The organism is Xylanibacter oryzae DSM 17970 (assembly GCF_000585355.1).
Classification (GTDB): domain Bacteria; phylum Bacteroidota; class Bacteroidia; order Bacteroidales; family Bacteroidaceae; genus Prevotella; species Prevotella oryzae.
This window is the reverse complement of record NZ_KK073873.1, coordinates 1,921,191-1,948,190: the sequence shown is the minus strand read 5'-3', so window position 1 is coordinate 1,948,190 and position 27,000 is coordinate 1,921,191. Positions and strand designations below refer to the sequence as shown.

16 protein-coding genes are annotated in these 27,000 nt (G+C 37.3%); 10 read left to right on the top strand and 6 right to left on the bottom strand.

Going from position 1 to position 27,000, the window contains the following annotated elements:
• The 6 genes from XYLOR_RS07840 (at position 1) to XYLOR_RS07815 (ending at position 13,511) form a co-directional block, all read left to right on the top strand.
• The gene (locus XYLOR_RS07840) at positions 1 to 1,290 is read left to right on the top strand and encodes a sensor histidine kinase (protein ID WP_036878270.1); all 1,290 of its coding nucleotides are present in this window, start codon (positions 1 to 3) and stop codon (positions 1,288 to 1,290) included.
• 82 nt (positions 1,291 to 1,372) lie between these two features.
• Positions 1,373 to 4,798 (top strand): trifunctional glycoside hydrolase family 18/polysaccharide deacetylase/glycosyltransferase family 2 protein, encoded by a 3,426-nt coding sequence (locus XYLOR_RS07835; protein ID WP_036878268.1) that lies wholly within the window; start codon positions 1,373 to 1,375, stop codon positions 4,796 to 4,798.
• Between the two features lie 117 nt (positions 4,799 to 4,915).
• On the top strand, positions 4,916 to 10,435 hold the full coding sequence (locus tag XYLOR_RS07830; RefSeq protein WP_036878266.1) for an alpha-2-macroglobulin family protein: 5,520 nt from the start codon (positions 4,916 to 4,918) through the stop codon (positions 10,433 to 10,435).
• Between the two features lie 49 nt (positions 10,436 to 10,484).
• The gene (locus tag XYLOR_RS07825; protein ID WP_051508935.1) at positions 10,485 to 11,546 is read left to right on the top strand and encodes a DUF1573 domain-containing protein; all 1,062 of its coding nucleotides are present in this window, start codon (positions 10,485 to 10,487) and stop codon (positions 11,544 to 11,546) included.
• A 4-nt stretch (positions 11,547 to 11,550) separates the two neighbouring features.
• The gene (gene meaB / locus XYLOR_RS07820; protein ID WP_036880921.1) at positions 11,551 to 12,651 is read left to right on the top strand and encodes a methylmalonyl Co-A mutase-associated GTPase MeaB; all 1,101 of its coding nucleotides are present in this window, start codon (positions 11,551 to 11,553) and stop codon (positions 12,649 to 12,651) included.
• A complete protein-coding gene (locus XYLOR_RS07815) occupies positions 12,648 to 13,511 on the top strand; it encodes a 4-hydroxy-3-methylbut-2-enyl diphosphate reductase (RefSeq protein WP_036878262.1) in 864 nt (287 codons plus the stop codon). Before meaB ends, XYLOR_RS07815 begins: the two co-directional genes overlap by 4 nt.
• Here XYLOR_RS07815 and XYLOR_RS07810 read toward each other — a convergent pair.
• Together XYLOR_RS07810 and XYLOR_RS07805 are read right to left on the bottom strand one after the other, a co-directional pair.
• On the bottom strand, positions 13,489 to 14,499 hold the full coding sequence (locus XYLOR_RS07810; RefSeq protein ID WP_036878261.1) for a YqiA/YcfP family alpha/beta fold hydrolase: 1,011 nt from the start codon (positions 14,497 to 14,499) through the stop codon (positions 13,489 to 13,491). The two genes, XYLOR_RS07815 and XYLOR_RS07810, sit on opposite strands and share 23 nt — an antisense overlap.
• Positions 14,500 to 14,508: 9 nt before the next feature.
• Entirely contained in the window at positions 14,509 to 16,488 is a 1,980-nt protein-coding gene (locus XYLOR_RS07805; protein ID WP_036878259.1) for an OPT family oligopeptide transporter, read from the bottom strand.
• 130 nt (positions 16,489 to 16,618) lie between these two features.
• Between XYLOR_RS07805 and XYLOR_RS07800 the strand changes: the two genes are divergently transcribed.
• Entirely contained in the window at positions 16,619 to 17,791 is a 1,173-nt protein-coding gene (locus tag XYLOR_RS07800) for an MFS transporter (protein WP_036878257.1), read from the top strand.
• 617 nt (positions 17,792 to 18,408) lie between these two features.
• On the opposite strand, the gene XYLOR_RS07795 is transcribed toward XYLOR_RS07800, so the two are convergent.
• The 3 genes from XYLOR_RS07795 to porQ form a co-directional block, all read right to left on the bottom strand.
• The gene (locus XYLOR_RS07795) at positions 18,409 to 20,697 is read right to left on the bottom strand and encodes a TonB-dependent receptor family protein (RefSeq protein WP_169730561.1); all 2,289 of its coding nucleotides are present in this window, start codon (positions 20,695 to 20,697) and stop codon (positions 18,409 to 18,411) included.
• A gap of 74 nt (positions 20,698 to 20,771) precedes the next feature.
• A complete protein-coding gene (cmk, locus tag XYLOR_RS07790) occupies positions 20,772 to 21,461 on the bottom strand; it encodes a (d)CMP kinase (protein ID WP_036878255.1) in 690 nt (229 codons plus the stop codon).
• Positions 21,462 to 21,472: 11 nt separating this feature from the next.
• Positions 21,473 to 22,420, bottom strand: a complete 948-nt coding sequence (porQ, locus tag XYLOR_RS07785; RefSeq protein ID WP_036878253.1) for a type IX secretion system protein PorQ — start codon at positions 22,418 to 22,420, stop codon at positions 21,473 to 21,475.
• Positions 22,421 to 22,727: 307 nt separating this feature from the next.
• On the opposite strand from porQ, the gene XYLOR_RS07780 reads away from it, so the two are divergent.
• Genes XYLOR_RS07780 through XYLOR_RS07770 form a run of 3 tightly spaced genes read left to right on the top strand, consistent with a single transcriptional unit; the run spans position 22,728 to position 25,189 of the window.
• Positions 22,728 to 23,702: a polyprenyl synthetase family protein gene (locus XYLOR_RS07780; RefSeq protein WP_036880919.1), complete on the top strand. Its 975-nt coding sequence runs from the start codon at positions 22,728 to 22,730 to the stop codon at positions 23,700 to 23,702.
• Between the two features lie 4 nt (positions 23,703 to 23,706).
• Positions 23,707 to 24,408: a hypothetical protein gene (locus XYLOR_RS07775; RefSeq protein WP_036878251.1), complete on the top strand. Its 702-nt coding sequence runs from the start codon at positions 23,707 to 23,709 to the stop codon at positions 24,406 to 24,408.
• A 1-nt stretch (position 24,409) separates the two neighbouring features.
• Complete coding sequence (locus XYLOR_RS07770; RefSeq protein WP_036880917.1) at positions 24,410 to 25,189, top strand: TatD family hydrolase; 780 nt, start codon at positions 24,410 to 24,412, stop codon at positions 25,187 to 25,189.
• Positions 25,190 to 25,370: 181 nt separating this feature from the next.
• Here XYLOR_RS07770 and XYLOR_RS07765 read toward each other — a convergent pair whose 3' ends face one another.
• Entirely contained in the window at positions 25,371 to 26,567 is a 1,197-nt protein-coding gene (locus tag XYLOR_RS07765) for a trans-sulfuration enzyme family protein (protein WP_036878249.1), read from the bottom strand.
• Positions 26,568 to 27,000: the final 433 nt, after the last annotated feature.

Genomic DNA, 27,000 nt, shown 5'->3' with positions numbered 1-27,000 from the left:
ATGAAAGCAAAAAAGAAATTTGAAATTAGTATATTTATTGTAATAATGATAGTTGCAGTATTAGGAATAATGCAACTTTATAATTTTTATTATGAGAATAAGATATCGCATGACACTCTTTTGGTGTTAGACTCGATTGTGATGGTTATATTTGTTTTCGTTTCTTTGTATTACTTCTACTCTGCAAGAAAATTCTATAGGAAATATAACCAGACACTTCGACTGCAGGAGAATATGACCGTAATATCAGAGAAAAACCAGATATCATATATGCAATATGATGTAAATAAATGTATGTTCTATAATTGGGACCCCAAAACTCTGGATCTGAAAGATGGTTATGAAGTAGAAGAATTCTACAAAAGCGTTCATCCTGATGATATCGATGTTGCAAAAAAAATGGTGAGATATACTACAAATCATGGAACTGGTTTGTATTCTTGCAAATTAAAATTCAAATTTCAAGGAAAGAATAACTACTCATGGCAGAATATAGATATATTCCCTTATGATACAGATAATGAAGGCTTTCCAATAAAGTATATTGCGGTATTAAAAAATACGGATTCTATACATAAATACATAGACGAACTGCACGAGATGTATTTGCATGCTGAATCTACTGACAAAATGGAAAAGGCTTTTATTCATAATATCAGTCATGATATACGAATACCACTTAATACAATAATTGGATTTATGCAGTTGCTTGATACAGATGTTACTAAAGAAGAACGCAAATTCTTTATGGACATAATGCAGAAAAACTCTGATCTGTTGATAAAAATAATTAATGATACCCTGTCTTTGTCATCATTAGAAAGCGGATATTATCTGTTTAATCGAAATGAGTTTGATATAAAATCGTTTATGCATGATTTAGTGGATAATATACGCCCAAATATTCATGATGGAGTGGAACTAAAACTTGTTGAACATGAATCTTGTCCTGTGCATCTTGACCCTCTGCATCTTGGTGAAGTGTTGAAGATCCTTGTGCTAAATGCTGATAAGTTTACACCCAGCGGTAGCATCACGGTGGATTATAAGATAGAAAAATCTTTACTGAAAGTATTGGTAATTGATACAGGAATAGGTATAGATAAATTGGACCAGAACAGAATATTTGAAAAGTTTGAAAAAATAGACAAGTCATCAATAGGTCCAGGGCTTGGGCTATATATATGTAAGGCAATATTGGATAAGGCAGGAGGCCAAATTGGAGTAAAATCTGAGTTGGGCAAGGGTTCTACATTCTGGTTTAGCGTAAAATATTCTGCAAATTCGTGATATTTTTTGTTAACATAGATGTTATATAACGATAATTGTGTACTTTTGCAGTGTCAGAATAAAGTTTGGCAGCAAAATTAATATGGGTAAACAGATTTTTCAAACTGATTCCACATCAAGATGGAATAAATTTAAGTGGAGTATCAGGCTTATTTCTTTTTTGGCAATACTGCTAATCTCGGTTTTTATCGTTATGTTTATTATAGACGGTATACCAAATATGCCGTTCAAGCAAGACTACCGTAGTGTGGTATCTGCTCAGAAACCTTATCTTAAGGATAATAAGATTGCACGCGAATACAAGGGTTTCAGAAGCTTCTTTCTAGAGAAAAAGGCACATAGCAATTATGCTAAGGAGGCCGAAAAACAAAGTAGGTTCATTGGTAATGGTGACAGCGTCACCATGAAATATATAGCTGACTGGAGTAGTAAAACAGCAGGAATTCGTTCGGCATACTATGTATCATGGGATCCTCAGTCGTTTCTATCACTGAAACGCAATATTAAAAAACTTAATCTGGTAATACCTGAGTGGTTCTTTATCAACCCTAAGACTGACAAGTTGGAGGTCAAAATTGATCATAAGGGATATGACCTTATGAAGAAGAACAGCATTCCTGTTATGCCTATGCTGACTAATAACTATAAAGAAAAATTCCATGGTGAGAGTATAGGACGTATAATGCATAATCCGGCTAAGCAGAAAGCATTTATTAATGATGCGCTTAAGCAGTGTATTAAATATAAATTTGCGGGTATAAATCTTGACCTTGAGGAATTGCAGGAGAATACCGATGAGTATGTCACTGAATTCGTCAAGGAGATGTCTGACGTTTTTCATGCACATGGTCTGTATGTAACACAAGACATTATGCCATTTAATACTGACTATAATGTAAAAGATCTGGCAAAATACGATGATTACCTCTTCGTTATGGCTTATGATGAACATGCATCCGACGGTACAGCCGGCCCAATCAGTTCGCAGAAGTGGATAGAGGCTGTAGTTGACGATCTTGCAAAGGATGTCCCAAGTGAAAAAATTGTGCTTGGTCTGGCTGCTTATGGCTATGACTGGACCGCCAAGGGGGATAATAATCAGAACGTTTCTTATAATGAAGCTTTATCGATAGCATCTGATACTGAAGCAGATATTTCGTTTGACGAGGATACTTATAACCTTAATTTTGCATATGCGGATGATGACCAGACTGTTCATCAAGTATACTTTACAGATGCTGCTACGACTTTTAATGTCATGAGATTTGGTGCAGAATATGGTATGGCTGGTTATGGCTTGTGGCGTCTTGGAAGTGAAGACGATCGTATATGGCAGTTCTATAATAAGGATATGATTCGTAGTAAGGCTGCGATCTTCCGCATTGGAGGACTTGAAGACCTTCCCGGTATTCATGATGTAAACTATCTTGGAACAGGTGAAGTACTTGATGTACTTTCTACCCCGCATCCGGGAAGTGTGAAGATAGAAATGGACAATGATAATATTCTGGTAGCTGACGAATATTACAAGGCCATACCTACCTCTTATCAGTTGAGAAAATACGGTAAGGCAGGACCAAAAGAATTGCTACTTACTTTTGATGATGGACCAGACAGTAGATGGACGCCACAAGTACTTAAAATACTGAAACATTATAAGTTGCATGCTGCATTCTTTATGGTGGGACTCCAGATGGAGAAGAATCTGCCTATGGTAAAGAAAGTACTCGATGCCGGTAATCTTATAGGTAATCATACTTTTACGCATCATAATGTTGCTGAAAATTCGCCTGAGAGAACATTTATGGAACTTAAACTGACACGTTTGCTGCTAGAGAGTATAACAGGCAACAGCACTATCTTGTTCAGAGCTCCATATAATGCAGATAGTGATCCGGCTGGTAATGATGAAATACTTCCTATTGTGCTGGCAAGTCAGAGGCACTATGTAGATATTGGTGAATCTATCGACCCAAACGACTGGGAACCAGGTGTTACAGCAGACCAGATATTTGATAGGGTAATAAGTGAAGTAAAACAAGGTAATGGTCATATAATACTGTTGCATGATGCCGGTGGAGAAACTCGTGAGGAGACAGTAAAAGCTCTGCCACGTATAATAGAATATCTGCAGAAACACGGATATAAATTTATTACACTTGACAAGTATTTAGGCAAGACGAAGGCACAGTTGATGCCGCCGGTAGACAAAGGTAGAGCCTACTATGCAATGCAGGCAAATCTTACACTCGCAACTATTATTTATGAGGCAAGCGATTTCATTACAGCTCTCTTCATAATATTCCTAATATTGGGAATGTGCCGTCTGATTTTCATGTTTACTCTTACCATAAAGGAAAAGAGAAAAGAAAAACGTGAAAAGGCAGAATTGAATATAGATATAGTTGACATGGATAAAGCTGAACTGCCTAAGGTGTCTATAATAGTACCTGCATATAATGAAGAAGTCAATGCAGTGTCGTCTCTCACAAACTTGCTTGAACAAGATTATCCTAATATGGATATAATATTTGTTGATGATGGTAGTACGGATGGAACATACAAATGTGTAAAAGATGCCCTCGAAGGAAATGATAAGGTTAAAATTCTAACAAAGGTTAATGGAGGTAAGGCATCTGCACTAAACTATGGTATTGAACATACTGATGCTGAATATGTAGTATGTATAGATGCGGATACAAAACTGTATCATGATGCTGTTTCTATATTGATGCGCCACTTCTTTTCTGACAAAGAATGCAAAGTCGGAGCTGTAGCTGGAAATGTGAAGGTTGGCAACAAGCGCAATATACTTACATTGTGGCAATCTATAGAATATACTACCAGTCAGAACTTTGACCGCATGGCTTACTCCAGCATAAATGCAATAACTGTTGTGCCAGGGGCTATTGGAGCATTCCGTAAGCAGGCCATTAAGGATGCCGGTGGACTTTCAATAGATACATTGGCAGAAGACTGCGACCTTACGATACGTGTCTTAAAAGCTGGTTATCTGGTCGAAAACGAGAACAGGGCTGTAGCTCTGACTGAGGCTCCTGAAAAGTTGAAACAGTTTGTAAAACAACGTACTAGATGGAGTTTTGGCGTCATGCAGACTTTCTGGAAACATCGTGGTGCTATATTTGATAAAAAATATAAAGGTCTTGGATTATGGGCGTTACCTAACATGCTTGTGTTCCAGTTTATAATACCGACATTCTCACCGATAGCCGATTTACTTATGATTTTGGGCCTATTCTCAGGGAATGCGAGTAAGATATTATCGTACTATTTGGTATTCCTAATTGTAGATGCAAGTGTTTCTATAATGGCTTATCTCTTTGAAAAAGAACGGTTCTGGGTTTTGCTATGGATAATACCACAGAGATTCTTCTACCGCTGGATAATGTATTTCGTGTTGTTCGAGAGTTACATTAAAGCTATTAAAGGAGAGCTGCAGACATGGGGTGTATTGAAACGTACTGGTAATGTTGGCGATGTAAAGTAGTTTTAGCTTTATTTGTTTTTTTGCGTGCAATTATTTCCACTTCTCAGATTTATATATTAAATTTGCAGCTAGAGTGGAAATTGGCCACTCCGTATCTGCACTAAAAAATGGAATAATATGAAAAAACTAGTTTTTGCTACTTTTTTGTTGTCGTTATTTGCGACCAATGTAATTGCCGATAATTACTCTTTGCTTTGGAAACAGGTAGAAGAGGCACATAATAAAGATTTACCTAAATCGGAAATAGCATTGTTAAGAGATATTTCTAGTCTCGCCAAAAAAGAGGGGAAATATGGTCAGTTGCTGTGTGCAGAACTAAAAAGTATTACAGTTATGACTTCTGTTTCACTTGATTCTTTGCAACCGGCTGTCTCCAGACTGGTAGAACAAGAAAAACAGGCTGAAAAATCAAATAGTGTTTTGGCTGCTGTGTACCAATCTATATTAGGGCGGATATATAAGCAGAATCTTATAATTGGAGAAAATAATAAGGTGTTGAGCCAAAATTATTTTATGAAGTCTCTTTCTAATCCTTCGTTGTTGGCTGCTCATAAAGAATATGAATATGTTCCATTTGTTCATACAGGCTACGATAGTAGGATATTCGACAATGATTTGCTAAGTCTCCTTGGTTTCGAAGCAGAAGATTATAAGGTAATGCACAAATATTATGCTGGCGTTAATAATCGTCCCGCTACTATGATGACAGCACTCAATATAGTTCGTGGAGGTAGAGTCGCACCTGAATGCAACGTCAATAAATCAAAATATATTGTATCTTTAGATTCGCTGATTAGTGAATATTCAGACCTTAAGGAATGCGGCGAATTGGCTATTGAACGTTATAACTATATGTTGCAATGCAATAAAGTTAGTGCTGAAGATAAAATAAGATATATTCATTACGCTTTAGGTAAATGGGGCAGTTGGCCAAGAATGAATATATTGCGTAATGAAGAAAAAAAATTAACTCAGCCACAGTTTAATGCAAACATAAAAAGTGAAGTTGCATTACCCGATAAACAGAATATTGTGAAGTTTACCGATATTCGTAATATCAATGAGTTAACAATGCATGTAAGCAGGTTGTCAATTGATGCAGACAATAGTCTTAATCCTGATGATGAATCTGGATATAAGCAGCTTAATAAATTTGTTACAGAAGCTAATGTTATAAATCAGACAAAGAGATACATCGGAGAACCTGTATATAAATTAATAGAAGATTCTATGGTAATAGGAAAATTACCTGTTGGCGCTTATCTTATTGAATTTTCTACAGACAATAAAAATATAAAAACAAAGAGATGTCTATATTTCGTTAGTGATTTGTTTGTCATTAATCAAGAACTTCCCGGTAAGAAAATCCGTATTGCAGTTGTTAGTGCTACAACAGGACAACCTATAGCAGGAACAAAAATCAAATTATTCTCTGATAACTTATCTGGAAATAAAAAGGATTCTGTTATGTTAGTTTGTAATACAAAAGGAGAAGTTATATATCAATACAGTAAGCATCGGCCTTACGAGATACTAGCATATACTGATACAGATAAGTATTATCCAAAAACAAATATGTGGAATCAGTTTAGTTACTACGAAGGTAGAACAGATGCTGATTATGTAAATGTCTATACAGATCGGGCAATATACAGACCAGGACAGATTGTGCATGCATCTGCCATCGCATTTAAGAATAAAGGTGGTATTGTTACTTTTGCGGAAGCAGGTAAAACTTTAAAACTTACTTTGTTTGATGCAGATGATAATAAAATCGAAAGTAAGACTGTAACTACAGATAAATTTGGTACAGCGTCGGCAGATTTCGTATTACCTCAGAATACACTCTCCAGACAATTTTCAATAAATAGTAATTATGGTAGTATGGTTAGTTCTTTTTTTAGAGTAGAAGAATATAAGCGTCCTACTTTTGAGATAAAGTTCCCTGAAATTAATACAGCGTATCATAATGGTGATACTCTTGAGATTACAGCTCATGCCTTATCATATGCAGGTTTGCCTGTGCAAGGGGCAAAGGTGAATTATAAAGTTACTCGTCGGCAGGCTTTTTGGTGGTGGAATTATGGAACCGGTAACCGTGGCGAGGATATGATGTATGAAGGCACTGCAATTACCGATAGTAAAGGCGGATTCAAAATAGAGATGCCTATGGTATTACCTGGTGATGTGAATGAAAAAAAGGAAACCGGGTATACTTTGGCACATTTCTTTAACTTCATAGCTAATGTAACTGTAACAGATTTAGGAGGTGAATCTCATGATGGAACAATGAGCTTGCCATTAGGTAGCAAACAGACAGCTTTTGATTGTGACCTTCCGGATAAGATAGAAAGAGACAGTCTGAAGAATATAACATTCTATCTTAAAAATCAAGCAGGGATTAATATAGATGGTAATGTAAAGTATTATATTGATGGTAGTTACGTTCCGTCAGAAGCAAAAACTAATAAAGAAACGCTCTTTAATCTTAATGGGATAATGTTGAATTCCGGGCTTCATAAACTTACTGCTATATGTGAAAATGATACGATAGAGAAAAAGTTTATAGTTTTTAGTCTTGACGATACTAAGCCGTGTGTAAATACACATGAATGGTTTTATAAAACATCCGATAAATTTAGTACAGACAGTAATCCCGTATCTGTCCAAATTGGATCTTCTGATGAACACACACACATATTATACAATATAATATCTGGGGATACTATTTTGGAGAATGGCGTAATAGACTTGAGTAATGCGCTTAATACAAGAAAGTTTACTTATAAAAATGAATATGGAACAGGACTACTTGTTACATATGCATGGGTCAAGGACGGTAAAATGTACAGTTATTCAACGACAATAGAGCGTCCATTGCCTGATAAAAGTCTTGTGTTGAAATGGATTACTTTCCGTGATCGTCTTAGTCCGGGTCAGAAAGAGGAATGGACCCTTCATGTATCCGGACCAGACGGAAAGGCTTCTTCCGCGCAATTGATGGCTTCTATGTATGATAAATCATTAGATCAGTTTACAAATCATACATGGTCTTTTAATCCTTATACATACCAATATATGCCTGAAGGTTCATGGAGATGTGGATATTTTGATGGTATTGATATTGGTGGTTCTGCCTATTATAATAATTTGCAGGTTCGAAATTTGAATTTTAGCAAATTTGATGATGATTGTTTCCAATTTTGGGTAGAACCGTACAAGACTGGTATTGTAGGATCTGTAGTAGGACCTATGAAATCAAGAGCTTTTAATGCAAAAGGCGTAAGTAAAACTATGATGGCTGAAAATGTGGAAATGGGATCAGCTTATAAGCCTATTAACGAAGTTAGTCTTAAGAGTGTTGATAGTAATAAATCAGAATCAAGCAAAGACAATACTAATCAAATAAGAGAAAATTTCAATGAGACAGCATTTTTCTATCCGGCTTTAATGACAGATAAAAAAGGCAATGTATCAATAAAGTTTACTCTTCCTGAAAGTGTAACAACTTGGAAATTTATGGCTTTGGCTCACGACACGTTAATGAACTATGGTATGATTGGTGGTGAGACTGTAGCCAAGAAAATAGTTATGGTACAACCTAATATGCCACGATTTATACGTGAGGGTGATATGGCTTCTATCGCATCAAAAATATTTAATACTTCACAAAAGAAAGTTAGTGGCTCGGCAAAACTTGAATTGCTAGATCCTGAAACATATAAGGTCGTCTATGCTCAGAACAAGCCATTTGCTGTTGAAGCAGACAAAACGGTAAGCGTAAATTTTGAATTATCAGCTTCGGCTCTTAAGTCTGCGGATGGCGTTTTTATTTGTCGTGTAACTGTTGATGGTAAAGGTTTTAGTGACGGGGAACAACATTACCTGCCTGTACTTCCTGCAAAAGAAATGGTTACAAAAACTGTTGCGTTTAACCAATATGGTCCTGGAGTAAAAAATATAGACCTTGCTAAATTGTTTACGGTAAAGGACGCAAGCAATAAACTTACTGTAGAATATACTAATAATCCTGTCTGGATGATGATACAGACGCTGCCTTTTATCGGACAGCAGAAAGATGACAATGCCATTAGTTTAGTTTCAGCTTATTATGCTAATAAGTTAGGGCAAGAAATAATGAATCAGTCACCAAAGATAAAGACAACTATAGATCTATGGAAGCATGAAAAAAATGTGGAAAGTAATCTAATGAGTAGTCTGATGAAAAATCAAGAACTGAAGGATCTCATTCTTAATGAGACTCCATGGGTTAATGATGCAGATAATGAAACAAAACAGAAACAGTTGTTGTCTTCTTTCTTTGATGAATCCGGTATGCAATATAATATATCTGCAGTTCTTGATAAACTTAAAAAGTTGCAGAATGAAGATGGCTCTTGGAGCTGGTGGCCGGATATGGAAGGAAGTGAATGTATAACAGCATATGTTATCAAGACCATAGTTCGTCTAAATAAGATGGCAGGTATGCAACAGGATACTAAAGAAATGCTCAAATATGCATTCAACTATATGGGAAGACATATAGTGAAAGACGTGGAAAATATTAAAGAGGATGAAAAAAAAGGAATTCATCATAATAGTATAAACAATACACAACTTAATTTTCTTTATTCTTGCGCTCTTGATGGTAGAACATTGAAAAATAATGTAAGAGAGGCAAATGATTATCTTATTAATATACTTCAAAAAATGACAAAAGAACAAAGTCTTTATGAAAAGGCTATGGCTGCTGTTATTTTTTCTAAGGATAATACATCTAAAGCTAAGGAATACATAAATAGTTTGAAAGAATATTCTGTTTATAAAGAGGATATGGGCCGATATTATGATACACCAAGAGCAGAATACTCATGGTTTGATTATCGTATACCAACAGAGGTTGCTGCGATTGAAGCAATAAAAATGGTAACTCCCGAAGATAAACAAACTATAGGAGAAATGCAATGTTGGCTTTTGCAGCAGAAACGTACACAGTGCTGGGATACACCAATAAATAGTGTTAATGCTGTCTATGCTTTTCTAAATGGTGACAATAATGTATTTAATGCACAAGATAAAACTGCTATTTATTTGAATGGAAAGAAAATGGATTCACAAGAGTCTGTAGCAGGTCTTGGCTATGTTAAGGCAGTAAAAATAGGTGATGATATGCGTACATTCTCAGCAAATAAAACATCAGAAGGTACTTCATGGGGCGCCGTATATGCTCAGTTCATGCAGAATTCAAAAGATATAGAAAACTATAGTAGTGGTATTAGCGTAAAACGGGATATAATAGGTGATATTAAATCTCTAAAGGTTGGAGATAAGATAAAGGTTCGTATAACAATAAAAGCAGACCGTGACTATGATTTTATTCAAGTCTCAGACAGGCGTGCCGGATGTATGGAACCCGTAAATCAATTAAGTGGATATCGCTTTGGTTATTATAGTACTCCAAAAGATAATGCGACAAATTATTATTTTGATCATATGAGTAAAGGTATACATGTTATTGATACAGAATACTATATAGACCGTATCGGACAATATGAAACAGGTACGTGCACAGTACAATCAGCTTACTCGCCTGAATATCGTGCTACGGCTAAGACTCTGGTGCTGAAGGTGAATTAAAATGATAGAGTAATAGGAATATTAAGTTAGAATATAAAAAGAAAATATAATGAAGAAATTATTAATGTTATCACTTTTTTCTCTTGCAGTGTTGACAGCATCTGCGCAGAGAATAACTGTAACAAAAGGTGAGGTGGATTGTGGCAAAATACTATTCCGCCATCCTGTTACTGCCCAGTTTGAACTTCGTAATAGAGGCTTGAGGCGTCTTAAGATAAATAATGTGGAATCTAGTTGCGGATGTACAACAGTTGATTATCCTCAAAATGAGATATCTGCTAATGTTCGATTTACTATTACTGCTGTATACGATGCAGAAACTCTTGGACACTTCGAGAAGGAAATTGCTGTATATAGTAATGGATCTAAAGAACCTGTTTATCTTAAGATGAAGGGTATTATTGTTTCTGAACTGAAAGATTATTCAGGTACTTATCCTATTGATATGGGTACAATACGTGTAGACAAAAATGATATTGAATTTGATAATGTAAACCTTGGCGATAAACCAATACAGCAGTTGCAAATATTGAATAACAGTCATCGAAACTATAAACCTACAGTGATGCACCTTCCTGCTTATCTTAAAGCTGAGGCTGTACCTGCTGAGATAGCTCCGGGACATAACGGAACTATTGTTATCAGTCTTGACTCAAAGCAAATTAGAGATTACGGCCTTACACAGACTTCTGTATATTTGGCGCGTTATCCAGGCGATAAAGTATGTGACTCTACTGCAATCAATGTTTCAAGTGTTCTGTTGCCTGACTTTAAGAGTATGACAAATGCCCAAAGAGCAATTGCCCCTCAAATAAAGTTATCTGACGAGAATATAAATTTGGGCAAATTTGATTCGAAAGAAAAATTGAGCGGTACTATAGACATCACAAATATAGGTAAGAGTCAGTTAGAAATCTCATCATTACAGATGTTTTCGTCTGGCATTGAAGTTACATTAGGTAAGCGTTCTCTTAAACCAGGAGAGACTACAAAGTTAAAAGTAATAGCACATAAACAGCAACTTAAGTCAGATAAACGTAGTCCACGCGTGCTTATGATAACTAATGACCCGGCAATGGGCAAAGTAGTAATAAAAATAAATGTAAAATAGAATGATGGAACATCCTGAAAACAGTAAAGAGTATAAAGGTCTGCAAGTAAACGGTGGAGTAGAGCAACCGTCTATAGTGAATCCTTATCTTAAACGTGGGCGTTTTCATCATAATGAACTGTCTGCTGCTGATATGGTAGATGGTATACTGAAAGGTAATGTTACAATTCTAAGTCAGGCAGTTACTCTTGTGGAGAGTGTTAATCCTGATCATCATGCTAAGGCACAGGAGGTTATAGAGAAGTGCCTCCCTTATAGTGGCAATTCGATACGTGTAGGTATCAGTGGTGTGCCGGGGGCAGGTAAGAGCACTTCTATAGATGAGTTCGGTATACATGTACTCAAAGGGCATGGAGGTAAACTTGCCGTGCTTGCTATAGACCCTAGTTCGGAAAGGACTAAAGGTAGCATATTGGGTGATAAGACACGTATGGAAAAGCTGGCGCAACATCCGGATTCGTTTATTCGTCCCAGTCCAACGGCAGGTTCGCTAGGCGGGGTCGCACGTAAGACAAGAGAGACGATAATACTGTGTGAGGCAGGCGGATTCGATAAAATATTTGTCGAAACGGTAGGAGTGGGACAGAGTGAGACAGCATGTCATTCGATGGTTGATTTCTTCCTTTTAATACAGTTGGCAGGAACCGGTGACGAACTTCAGGGTATTAAGCGTGGAATTATGGAAATCAGTGATGGTATAGTCATCAATAAATGTGATGGCAATAATGTAGATAAATGCCACATGGCAGCTAGCAATTTCCGTAATGCTCTACACTTCTTTCCTAGGTCTGAAAGTGGATGGATGCCTAAAGTGTTATGCTATTCCGGATTTTATGGAAAAGGTATTAAGGAAATCTGGGATATGGTATATGAATATGTTGATTTCGTAAAAGATAACGGATATTTTCAATATAGAAGGAATGAGCAAAATAAGTATTGGATGTATGAGAGTATAAACGAACACCTGCGTGATAGTTTCTACAATAGTGATGTTATTCAGCGACAGTTAAAAATGGCTGAAAAATCTGTTCTTGGCGGTGAAAAAACATCATTTGCTGCTGCAAATGACTTGGTGGAGACTTATTTTCAAGAAATTAAAAAATGATACAAATAGAGATAGATAATGGCAGTGGATTCTGTTTTGGAGTGACCACGGCCATAAAGAAGGCTGAGGAAGAACTATCTGACGGTAAGACGTTGTATTGTCTAGGTGATATTGTACACAACAGTATGGAGTGCGAGCGGTTACGTAAGATGGGACTGATAACAATAAATCACAATGATTTAAGGAAGTTGAATGGTGTTAAGGTCTTACTTCGTGCTCATGGTGAACCTCCTGAGACATATCGGATAGCAGAAGAGAACAATATTGAGATAATAGATGCTACATGTCCTGTTGTACTTCAACTACAGAGACGAATTAAGCGGCAGTTTGATGCCAATCAGAATGCTCAGACAGTGATATTTGGGAAGAACGGTCATGCAGAAGTATTAGGATTGGTGGGACAGACCGATAGTTGCGCTATTGTGATAGAAAAATTCGATGATGTCAAGAAGCTGGATTTCAATCGTGATGTGTATCTATATTCACAGACTACTAAATCTCTTGACGAATTTCATAAGATAATAGATTATATACAGTCGCATATATCTGCAAATGCTACTTTCAAAAGTTTTGATACTATATGCAGACAAGTAGCCAACCGAATGCCAAACATAAGTGCTTTTGCTGCCAAACATGATATGATACTATTTGTATGCGGACGTAAGAGTAGCAACGGAAAGGTGCTTTATCATGAAAGTATACGTGTTAACCCAAACACTCATCTTATTGAGAGTGCAAGCGAAATAGACTTTAATTGGTTGGATGGAATTAAAACAATAGGAATATGTGGCGCGACATCTACACCAAAATGGTTAATGGAGGAATGTCGCGACTGTATTATTGCCCACCAAGACGACTGAAATATTCTATTGTGTCATCCCAAGTTTTGAACGGGTCTTCACCAAACTGTAATAATGTGCCGATGAAATTCTCTGCACCGTCCACCTTGTAAGGATCTATCAAATAATCTCCATAAAGGAGATTTTTCTGATTAGTGAGTATAAGACGGTTGTATGCAGGCACATTAATATATTCTTCTACCCATATGTTGGCTTCTTCGGCATATTTATGATTATTGGTAGGAGCAGATGCTACAATGTAGAGGTCATAATTTTCAAGCAGATATCTGAAAGCTTTCTGAGCACTAGCTTTTGCTCTTCCGTCATCAGAACGTAAAGCATCTATACTTACATATATAATATGCCTTTCGCGTGACTCTTGTTTGTCATCAATCCATCTGACTACAGGTATAATAGAGTGGTATAATATGTCATCATTCATACGATGCTCTCCGTGAAAATGTATGGCATTGAGATAGTGCTCGCAGAATAGTTCGAAGGTATGTACTGTTGGGTCAGCATCACCGAAAAGTCCGTATACATGATTACGACTTTCCTCCTCATTAACACCTTTGAAGCATTGGTCGGTCATATATTTATATTCTTCCATCATCGCTTTAGTCATAATGAATTCCTGCACGCCGTCTTTACGTGGGTTGAGAATCGTATTCTTGCCAAGCATATTATTCTTTAGAATAGTCTCACCCATCTGAAAAGCCGGGTTAACAAGTATACGGTCAAATCCATACAGCATCTCTGCATACATTCCTCCCATTGAAGTACCAATTATAAGATCCGGATTCTCTTCATCACAAGTCTTATGCAATAGATCTATAGCTTCCTGCGGATGTAATGGCAGGTCTGGAGCAATAAATACAGCTCCAGGTAAAAACTCCTTCAATTTTGTAACTGTACCTGATTGTCCTGAAGAGCAGAATCCATGAACGTAAAGTATTTTTTTCCCCGACATGATATCGGGATATTGTTTTATATAATTGTTTTCAGCCATGACAGCAAATTATTTTGTAGCCTTTATGAAATATAGAATAAGTAGGATGTAAGCAATAAGTGAACATAATTCAGAAAGCGGGTTGGCTATCCATGCATCATTGATCAGGTTGATGCCACCGAAACGTAATAGAGCACTTACAACTCCCATCAAGGCTCCACCGGCAATAAAGCCACTCGCAATAAGTGTACCTTTTTCACCACGGTTCTTGTTTACTTCAGAATCTTTAGAGCGTGTGGTTACAAACCAGTTGATTGCACCTCCTACCAGTAGAGGAATATTAAGTTCAAGAGGGATGAACATGCCCAAAGCAAAAGCTAGCGCAGGAACGTTACACAGTGTTAGTATTATAGCTATTGCAGCACCAATGGCGTATAATATCCATGGAGCACCTACACCATTCATCAGTGGGTCGATAACAGCGGCCATAGCATTAGCCTGAGGTGCAGCCAACTGCCCGCTTGCAAATCCGTAAGTATGGTTTAATAATATCATAACACCACCTACAGTGGCAGCCGAAACAAGAGTGCCAAGGAATTTCCATGTCTCCTGTTTTGCAGGAGTTGTTCCCATCCAATAACCTATTTTAAGGTCGGTAATAAAACTTCCCGACATTGAGAGCGCTGTGCAAACTACACCACCCATGATGAGTGCGGCAAGCATTCCGCCCGGACCTTTCAGTCCTACGGCTACCATTACTACCGATGCTAGTATAAGCGTCATCAGTGTCATTCCGGATACCGGGTTGCTGCCAACAATAGCAATGGCATTGGCTGCAACGGTTGTGAAAAGGAATGCAATCACTGTAACTAATACGATGCCGACAACAGCAAACAATAAGTTTCCACCCATAACACCTGTAAAGAAAAATATGAATGTAAGAAGTATAGTTACTATTGAACCTATAGCTATAATTTTGAACGATATGTCACGGCGTGTGCGCAGAGTCTCTTTATTTATATCTTTTTTGCCTTTCATCTCTTTGGCAGCAAGGCCTACTGCACTCTTTATTATTCCCCACGATTTGATTATGCCTATTATGCCAGCCATAGCTATACCACCGATACCGATACTTTTGCCATAAGCCTTGAATATCATTTCAGGACTCATGCTACCTACAGTCTGTGTGATAGATGGATCCCACATATTTAATATTTGATCGTGAAATATAATAGACATTCCCGGAACTATCAGCCACCATACAGCAACAGAACCAAGACAGATGATAAAAGCATATTTCAGTCCTACTATATATCCGAGTCCCAATACAGCAGCACCGGTATTAACCTTGAATACTAGTTTTGCCTTATCAGCAATAATTGTACCCCATTCAACAACGCGGGTCGTAAAATTCTCATTCCACCATCCGAAAGTGGCAACAATAAAGTCGTATAGGCCACCTACAAGTCCTGCTATGAGTAGAGGTTTTGCTTGGTTGCCGCCTTTTGCGCCAGATACCAATACCTGTGTAGTAGCAGTAGCCTCAGGGAAAGGATACTTGCCATGCATATCGCTAACGAAATATTTACGGAACGGGATAAGGAATAATATACCTATGATGCCGCCTAGAAGCGAACTGATGAATATCTTAAGAAAAGAAGCACTCATCTCAGGGTATTTGGCCTGCAGAATATATATAGCTGGTAATGTGAATATTGCACCTGCTACAACAGCACCTGAACAAGCACCGATACTCTGGATTATTACATTTTCGCCAAGGGCATTGTTGCGATGGGTAGCTGTTGATACGCCAACAGCTATAATAGCTATAGGTATGGCAGCTTCGAAAACCTGTCCTACTTTCAGTCCAAGGTATGCAGCCGCTGCTGAAAACAGCATCGCCATTATTATACCCCATGTCACAGACCAAGCATTGACTTCCGGATATACCTTGGCAGGGTCCATGATAGGCTTGTATTCTTCACCATCTTTTAACTCTCGGAACGCGTTCTCAGGAAGTTTAACCGCTTCTTTTTCGTTGTCTGTCATAATTATATATTTTATTTGCAAAGTTAATGCATAAATTTTAAATTAAGTAATGTAAAAAAGAAAAATTAAAGAATAAACTCCTCTATTGTCTTATAAAAAGGCTAACTTTGTGTGTAAAATAGAAAATGTTATGATAAAGTTAGAAGAGAACAAAGGTATTCCTCGCCATATATTGGTTATGATGGCTGTTATTGCAGGTTTTTCAGTGGCAAACCTTTATTATAATCAACCTCTTTTGGAGTTGATGCGTGAGGATGTAAATGCTACAGAAGTTGAAGCTAATCTTATTACAGTTATTTCGCAGATAGGTTATGCATCTGGTCTGCTATTTATAATACCTATGGGCGATTTGTACAATCGTCGTCGTATAATACTGGTCTGTATGATCACTGCAGCTATTATGGCTACTGTTATAGGTCTAGCACCACAAATTAGTGTGATATGGTCTGCTTCACTGATATTGGGCGCTTGCTCGGTTATTCCCCAACTGTTCATACCTGTTGCGGGACAGTTTTCACGTCCAGAAAACAAAAGTAGAAATATGGGATATGTGCTCTCCGGTTTACTAATAGGTATACTTGCTTCGCGTGTTATCAGTGGTTTTGTAGGTGAATGGTTGGGATGGCGCTATATGTTTATTATTGCAGGAATATTAATGATAATATGTTGTGTGATAACATTGCGAATGTTTCCTGAGATGAAGCAGAATTTCTCAGGCAATTATGCAAAATTAATGAAGTCGGTAGTACATATTTTTGCTACACATCCTAATATACGTCTTAATTCGGTAAGAGGCGCATTTGGTTTTGGTTCTTTTCTTGCAATATGGGCATGCCTGGCCTTTCATTTAGCCAAATCACCTTTCTATGCAGGCAGTAACATGGTAGGAATGTTGGGCGCATGTGGAATGGCCGGAGCACTTGTCTCTATGGGGATTGGCAAGTATGTGCCACGATTCGGAGTGTTGAAATTCAGTTTGGTAGGAGCTTCTTTACAGATCATTTCATGGTGTATAGCCTTGATCTTTAATGACAGTTATTGGGGATTGATTATTGCTATTGTTTTATGTGATATTGGGTTACAGTGTCAACAATTGAGCAATCAGAGCGGCTGTATACAGGAATTGCCAGAAGCGGCAAATAGGGTTAATACTATCTTTATGACAACTTACTTTATTGGTGGTTCTTTGGGTACTTTTGCGGCAGGTATTGGTTGGAATATGTATGGTTGGACAGGAGTATGTGCCGTAGGATGTTTCTTTGCAGTATGTTCGTTAGCCATATCCATCTATAAAACTTTCTAATTTTTATTTTCACCTCCCCGAAGCTTATTTCTTTGTAATTGTCTTAATAACAATGCTTTAACTACGGGGAGGTGAAAAATCCACCTCCCCGAATAGTTTCCTATCCATTAAAGCCATTCGGATGATTGCAAATAGAATAAAAATGGCTTTGCAATTCAACTTGAATTGGTATGCAATCTAAATTGAATTGCTGTCTAATTTAATTTGAATTGGTATACAATTTAATTTGAATCAGTAGTTGAAAACTATATATTCAGGGCATCATATGATATGATTTATTCGCATTTTATGTCTATTTCGTGTTAATATATTGATGGACATAAACCGTTTTTTGTTAAATGTTATTATTGTAATATTCTGCAGCGAACAAATAATAAAGGTATTATTAATCAAAAAGGATCGGCAAAATAAACGGGGAGGTGAAAATTTCACCTCCCCGTGATTAAATATTTGTTATTCAATACTTTATGCTATTTCGTACCAGTGGAAGTGAAAATTGTATTTAAAATATTTTTTTTAGGTTCATCCGCAAGGGAAATGGAGAAATCGCCATGACAGAGGCTGAACACGTGAGCTTCTTAGGTGTTACTTGGATGAACCTTTTCTCATAATAATCACTAAAATCTTTTCATTTCTTCTACAGCTGCGCTCTTACCCTTGAACGATTTCTTGTTCTTGAAGGTATAAGTTACAGACAACTGAACGAAAGATGAAGCACCTTTTCGATTTTCACCATACGACACGCCATTAGTATTGACAATATCTTTTTGCCGGTAAGTATTAGCAAAATCATTGAAGAGAAAATTAAATGACCAGTTCTTCATATTTTTGTTCAACATAAAGTATAAGGTACAGTTTCCTTCTGAGTACAACGTTACCTGATTTCCTTTGCTTGTCCATGCACCACTAATATAGGCATACATACTCCATGGCAAATCAAAACGATTGCTCATAGTAACTTGTCCAAGAAGTTTATTATAAGAATTGACAGGAGAACCATATTTGAAATTTTGAATGTATAATAGCCCTTGCAGCATCGGATGCCAAAATCCAACGTTAAGGTTCTGTGAAGCTATTAATGTTAAGCTGTTAAAATTCGGAAGATTTATCTCCTTGCGTACATTGATATTGTCAGACGGTAAGTATGTGTACACTGTATTGATATTACGCATATTATGGCTGTATATAGCCTCAAATATTGATTGTTTCCATGAAACGCTCAAATCCAGTGAGTGTGTCAGAGAGGATCTCAGCAGAGGATTACCGGTTTCCCAAGATGTATGTGATACGTATGTATAATTATTGTTGAGTTCACTATAGCTTGGGCGATCAATGTTGGAGTTGTATGTCAAACCAAGATTCAAGTTACCTTTCTGAAAGTTTATGCCCAATATAGGGAGCCGGTCAGTGAATGTTTTAGACTGAGCATCTATCTTTTTATCATTCTCTGTGTAATCGAACGCAGCATTTTCAAATCTCAATCCACCATTCAGACTCCAGTTATCATTCAAAGTATAAGCCAGATTTACGTATCCAGCATATAGATGCTGTTTTTCCAAATCATTTGACGAAGTTAGGAAAGAAGTGCCGACATTGTCAGAACCGTCGAAATCCATTTTATTTCTCGTAAATGAATATTGGGCTCCAACATCTGTAGTAAGTTTCTTTAGTTTAAAATTGAGATTGGTCTTAGCTGCCAGAATATAGTATGCGGTATGTGATGCTGTTGTCATATTCCGTAGTGCCATACTTTCTGATTCTTTTGTATTTGAACGATTCCCGTTGTCTCCATAAACATAGTCAGCGTCAGTAGTGAGCTCAATATTCTTTTTAGAACCTAATTTTAAGTCAGAATAAGCGTTTACAGAATGCTGATAACTTTGAGAATTTATTTCAGACAATGATTCAGCGGTACCTTCTCCCTCAGCGGGTAAGATGTCAATATCGGTTTGTGCCTTGTAATGGCTGGTCGGAAGTCTGTTAAACTCGTATCTCAGACCAATAGAATTACTTGAAGAAAAGTCGTAGCTGATGCCCATATTGGCTTTTATAGTCTTTGAGCGAGAACGATAATCACCTTGTGTTAAGGTCTTAGACGCATTGTTATTGAATATCTCGGTGTATGTTCTCTTCTGCTTGTAACCATCATTAGAGAAAGTAGTGCCGCAGTAGAGCCCAATACCATTATGAAACATATAAGTAAGGTCAGCATTGACATTACCGGAAAGTACTTCGGCGGCAGTACCTGTACCGGTCACGACTCCCGCTAGTTCTTGGTCAAGTTTCTTAGTATGAATAATCAGCACAGATTTTACATTTGAATCGTATTTTGCCCCAGGACGGGTGATAATCTCCACGTCAAGTACCTTGCTAGGTGAGAGTTGCTTGAGTTCACTATCATCTATAACCTTTCTATTGTTAATATAAATTTCAGGAGTGCCCTTTCCCAAGACAGTTCCATCGATAGGGTTGATCATCGGCATCTGTTTGATGGCATCTGCCACAGAAGACAATTTGGACAACGGGTTGTTATCCATCTTTACAATCAGGCCATTGTTTGTCGCTTTAACATATTTCCTTGAGGCCTTTATCGTCACTTCTTTTAAAATTACAGATGACGGACTCAATTGAATCTTATCAGGAAGAGGCATATGGATATATCGCGTCTCATATCCAATCATACTTATTCTTATGATAGCATTATCGTCATCGCATTCAATACAAAAGTGCCCTTTGTCATCAGTTATGCATCCTGTTTCAAGTACGGAGTCTGCAACATGGAGTACAGCTATATTTACAAATTCTAGTGCGATACTATCTTCATTAACAACAAAACTTTGAATTTTGTGTGCTGACAATGTGAATGAGCAGCATAACCCCAGTAAAATAAAAAATAACTTTTTCATACTCTTAGCGATACTATAACTTAGAATGTATATTAGGGGCATAGATACCTTTTTACTTTTTTGATAGAGAAAAACTATTCAGCCGCTTCTCTATATTTATCTAATAGCCATTGTTTCTGTTCGGCTATAGTCATGTTACTGTTATCCAGAAGAATAGCATCTTCTGCTTTGCATAGAGGAGATATATCGCGATGTGTGTCTATATAATCACGTTCATTGACATTCTTAAGAATATCATCGAAATTGGCAGTTATGCCTTTGGCCTTTAATTCATCAAAACGGCGCTTAGCACGTATCTCTGCACTTGCAGTAACATAAATTTTAAGTTCTGCTGAAGGGAATACGGTAGTTCCAATATCACGGCCGTCCATTACCAAACCTTTTTTATCGCCCATTTTTTGCTGCTGCGCTACCATAGCCTTGCGTACAAATGGTACTGTTGCTATCGGACTTACATGACTGGATACATCCATAGAACGTATCTCCTTTTCAACATTCTCGGCATTAAGATATGTGTCAGGGCGTCCTGTCTCTTTATTGATGGCAAAAGTTATGCTTATTTCATTCATTTTGCGTTCAAGTTTTTCTACATTTACTTCGCTGTCATTTATAAAACAGTCATTGCGTAATGCGAATAGTGTTACAGCTCTATACATTGCCCCAGTATCTACATATATATAACCTATCTCTTTAGCTAAATCCTTTGCCATTGTACTCTTTCCGCATGATGAGAAACCATCAATGGCGATTATTATTTTCTTCATTGTTCTTTATTTTATAATGAGTATGATACGTTTACTAATATTGACGAAGACGATACATGATATTTGCCGTATGACAATTGCAATTTGAATCTTTCAAGTTCGATGCCACCTCCAAAAGAGAATCCGGCACCGTGAGAACTAGACTCGTTGTCACTGTCTGTTATTTTCATTTCGTGTGCACGGCGGAAATTATATCCACACGACAGATATATGTTGTCTGATAAAATAAGGTCAAGTCCTGCAACCATATGATTTATAAAACTATAATCCCAATGGTTTAAGTCTACAATTGTTGCAGAAAATCTGAATGGACTATTTATCACACGTTTGCTAGCACCAATTTGAAGATCAAGTGGTATACCCTCATATGTCTCGTCATAAGCTTTCAATTGTCCACCCAAATTCTTTGCTACAGCCGATACTGAAAGATCGCGCTCGTCATCATAATAGTTTAATCCCAGGTCAACGCCCATCGCCAGCGAATTATATCCGGCAATATGTGATGATATGCATTTCGCAGTTATGCCGCCAACAATTTTATTGGATAGTGTGTATGCAAAATATCCTGCTATAGATATATCCTTTGCAGAGAATGTTCCTTGTTCTATATTATCTTCTGTAACCTCTTTGATGTTACCATAATCTATATATTGAGCAGATACAGCCCAAGTAGCTTTGTCATTAATGATTTTAGTGAATGAAGCACTTGCCAGTTTCGTTCCTTCCATGTATGACATAAAGTTCAGGTTTATGGTCTTATCACTTACAGAAGAGATTAGTGCTGGGTTATTGAACATCAATGTAGCGTCGTCTTTAATAATTGAAATGTTGTCACCTCCTAAAGCTGCCGCATGTGCACTAACCGGCAATCTCAGAAAGTTATAATCATTTTGGCTCTCCTGTGACACAATTTGTACAGTAAAAAGCGTGAATAGGAGACAAAAGACAGCTTTTTTCATTTATTTTCTCAATTTATCCGCAAAGATACACCTTTTTTCAAATATCTACACTATTTTTGCATTGTGAAATAATGTAGTAGCGTTCTAATATTAGGTTATAACGCAAAAAACAGAAAAATGAGGTACTGCGTATATTAAAATATAATAAAAGTTGAAAGGATTTATCTTTATAGTCATGTTGTTGATATTTTAATAATTGGAATGTCATAATAATATTGCAATATGAAATATGATTGTCCTGAGGTTGCGGCTATATATATAAGCCGAATAAAAATTATACAATTCTTGAAATCTAAATATAATGATTATGTTAACAGCTAGTGAAATTCAGAATACAGTGAACGAATACCTGAATAAGTTGTCTTACAATCGTAAGCCGGCATCTCTTTATGCTCCTATACAATATGTGTTGTCTATGGGCGGAAAACGTATCAGACCGGTACTGATGTTGCTGTCTTATAATCTATACAAGAATGATCCTGAAACGATTCTATCAACGGCATGTGCTCTTGAAACATACCATAACTATACGTTATTACATGATGATCTTATGGACAATGCAGATGTAAGGCGTGGTCATGATACGGTACATAAAAAATGGAATGCTAATACAGCAATCCTATCAGGAGACTCTATGCTGGTTATGGCTTACGAGCGTATTATGCAGTGTGATGAAGATAAGTTGCGTCCTGTATTGTCTTTGTTTACTGAGACAGCCTTGGAGATAGGTGAGGGGCAACAGTATGATATGGATTTCGAGACACGTAATGACGTTACAGAAGACGAATATATAGAGATGATAAGGCTGAAAACAAGTGTATTGTTGGCTTGTGCTATGAAAATGGGCGCAATATTAGCAGATGCTCCTGCCGAAGATGCTGAAAATCTTTATAAATTTGGTGAGCAGATGGGACTCGCTTTTCAGTTACAAGATGATTTTCTTGATGTTTATGGAGATCCGAAAGTATTCGGAAAGGCTATTGGTGGAGATATTACATCAAATAAGAAAACATATATGCTTATCAATGCTTATCAGAGAGCCGATGCTGATCAGCGCGTTGAGCTGGATAAATGGCTAGGACTTGACAAATTTGACAAGCAGGAAAAGATAAAGGCCGTGACGCACTTGTATGATACTATAGGAATAAAGCATCTCTGTGAGGAAAAAATAGCCTACTATTTCAGTGAAGCTAATAGATATCTTAATAAAGTTAATGTGGCAGAGAATTCTAAATATAATTTAAAATATTTTGCCGAATCACTGATGAAACGTAATTATTAGAGCTATGCCTTACAGAAGACTTCCAAAAACAGATGCAGCTAGATTAAAAGCCCTTAAGACTGTAATAGATAATAACGAAATCTATACAGTTAAAAACCGCTTTATAGACTGGAAAACTCTCAATGAAGTTCAACAGGTCTATCAGAAATTGCTAACGGCTAATCAGCAGTACAATATGTGTTATAATGCACAGATAAGGAATAGTGGAAAAATAGATAAGTTACAACGTAACGCTGAGATGTATATAAGCCACTTCATTCAGGTACTATATCTGGCGATGCAGAGAGGGGAAATAAAAGAGAGTAATAAAAAATTGTATTCTCTTAGCGAAGGAGATTACTCTTTGCCTAATATCAAAACTTATGATGGCATTTTGAAAAGTGGCATAAATATAATTAAAGGTGAGAAGGCGCGTATAAAGAATGGCGGCAGACCTATATATAATCCTACAATAAGTATGGTTGCCACTCATTATGATATATTCAAGGAGGCTTATGATAAACATAAAATGTTACAGGATAAAACTAATAAATCATTTGAAATCTTGAAAGTTATACGTCCTGATGTTGACCGTGTGCTACTTGATCTTTGGAATCAGATTGAAAAACATTTTGAGGAGGAACCTCTTGAGATTAAACTAGATGAATGCCGTAAATTTGGCATTGTATATTATTATCGAAGCACTGAAAAAATAAAGGTTGAATAGCATGCATTTTATAGATACACATGCCCATCTTGATGGTGAAGAATATAAGAATGATTTGTCTGACGTGGTAGCTAGGGCTAAACAGGCAGGAGCCCAAAAAATCTTTATACCTGCGATAGATCTGAAATCCGTTACTGCGATAATTAATTTGTGTAGGTCATATCCGGATTTTGCTTTTCCAATGATTGGTCTTCATCCTGAAGAGGTGAAAAGCGACTATGATAGTGTTCTGACAGAAATGAAAAAGATGCTTGTCAGAGATAATCCTTTCATTGCAATAGGTGAAGTAGGATTGGACTATTATTGGAGTCGGGAATTTGAAAAAGAACAGTTGGATGCTTTTGAGAAGCAGGTAATCTGGTCTGTCGAATATCATAAACCCCTTATGATACATTGCAGGAAGGGGCAAAATGAGATGGTAAAGATATTACGAATTTACGAAAAAGAACTTCCAGGAGGCGTTTTTCATTGTTTTACAGGTAATGAGAAAGAAGCTGCTGAATTATTGTTGTTTGATAAATTTGCATTAGGTATTGGTGGAGTTCTTACTTTTAAAAAGTCTCATCTGCCAGAAGTTCTTCCCAATATCCCATTAGCTAGGATTGTACTTGAGACAGATGCTCCGTATATGGCTCCCACTCCCAAGCGTGGGGAGCGTAATGAGAGTTCTTTTATAGTTTATATTATAAAGAAAATGGCAGAATGTTATAGTGTAACAGAAGATGAAATATGCGAGAGGACAAATGCAAATGTAAGTCGTATATTCGGAGTAACTACTTAGTACCCCCTATACAACATTTTGTACACAAAGTTGACTTTTGTGCCAAGGTTGTCCATTCGTCTTTCTGTCGCTTTTCTTCCGTAAGGGCTGCATACAGCGGATAACTTGAAAAATAACGAAAAGCAGGAGCACTTTACAGTATCTTTGCATAATAGATATAGTGGTACAGTTACGTCGTATCCTAAATCCCAATGTCCTTCAATGCCTGATCAAGATCGAGGATGATGTCATTAGGATCTTCAAGGCCAACGCTGAAGCGAATGAAACCACGGTGGAATTTTTCGGGATATAGATTGATGCGCTCATCATAACTCGGCTGCGGAAAGATGAGGCTCTCGTCGTGTCCAAGCGACACGGCAAAGGTAACGATTTTCAGAGCAGCACAGAAACGCTCCACGCTCTTATCGTCGGCATTAACTCCAAATGAAATCACTCCTCCGAAGCCATTCTTCATTTGCTTTTTGGCTATTTTATAGCCGGGATTGCTCTTCAGCCCGGGATACGATACGAAGGTGACGTTCTCCCTCTGCTCCAGCCATTTGGCAATAGTCAGCGAGGACTTGTTTATTCTTTCCATTCGTAAGGGGAAAGTTACCGAGCCACGAAATATCTGCCACGCGTTGAACGGACTTATTACAGCACCGACATTTACCTGTGCCTCGTATCGTATGCGGTCCATTGCTTCAAGGTCGTTGGATATAATAGCACCGCCCTGAGCATCACCATGTCCGTTGATAAACTTTGTCATAGATTCTACCACGAAGTCGGCACCAAGGTCCAGCGGATTTTGATTTAGTGGGGATGCGAACGTATTGTCGACAGAAAGCAAAGCACCATTCTGATGGGCAATCTCCGCAATAGCAGCTATATCGGTAACACAGCACGTGGGATTGTCGGGTGTCTCGATATGTACGAGTCGTGTGTCAGATTTAATTGTTCGTCTTACGGCATCAAGATTAGTCATGTCAACCATATCCGTTTCAACACCAAACTTGCGGTTGAACAATTCATGGAACATTCTGTATACGGCCATATAACTCACCTTTGGATAAACCACATGGTCGCCAGTCTTCAATAATGTCCAGAAGAGCGCATGAAGTGCTCCAACGCCACTTGCCAGTACGATGGCATCATCCGCACCATGCAGGGATGCAATTTTCTCCTCTAACCATTGTTGATTAGGATTGCCGTTGCGTGCATACATCAACAGGTCGGTTGAAGAATAGTTTACTTTACTCAGGTCATCGGGCAGGCGAAAGCTGTTCGCCATGTGCAATGGTCTGCGCACAGCACCCGTCTCCTGATCGTAGTCTGTACCTGTATGAATTGCCCTTGTAGTTATGTCGTAACCACTGAATTTATCTTGTTTTCTTGCCATAATATTTATATATATCGAAAGAGATTATTGCCATGCTTCGACATTGATCACAATGGCCGTCTGCTCTTTCAAAACAGCCTCTTTTCTTAATAGTCCGTTAATGACTATTCGGACAAACCCATGATAAATAAAACCTTTGTCATAAGCATATTTTTAATTTTTGCAAAAATACGAAGACTCTTTGTAATTAGCAATACCAAACACGTGGTATTTTTTATTTGCTCCAACTACAAACATGCTGGGGGAAAGTTTTAAATTGCTTATATTGCCTTGCGGCTTTATGTATTCAAACAAATTCCACGGGGTCTGTTACGTAAAAGATAAAGGGCGTTGAGTTGTTATTATTCGGAATATAAATACTAATTTTATTTAAAAATCTTATAGTAAAAGCATTTTAACCGCAAAAAATGTGTTTAGTAAATATAAAAAGGAT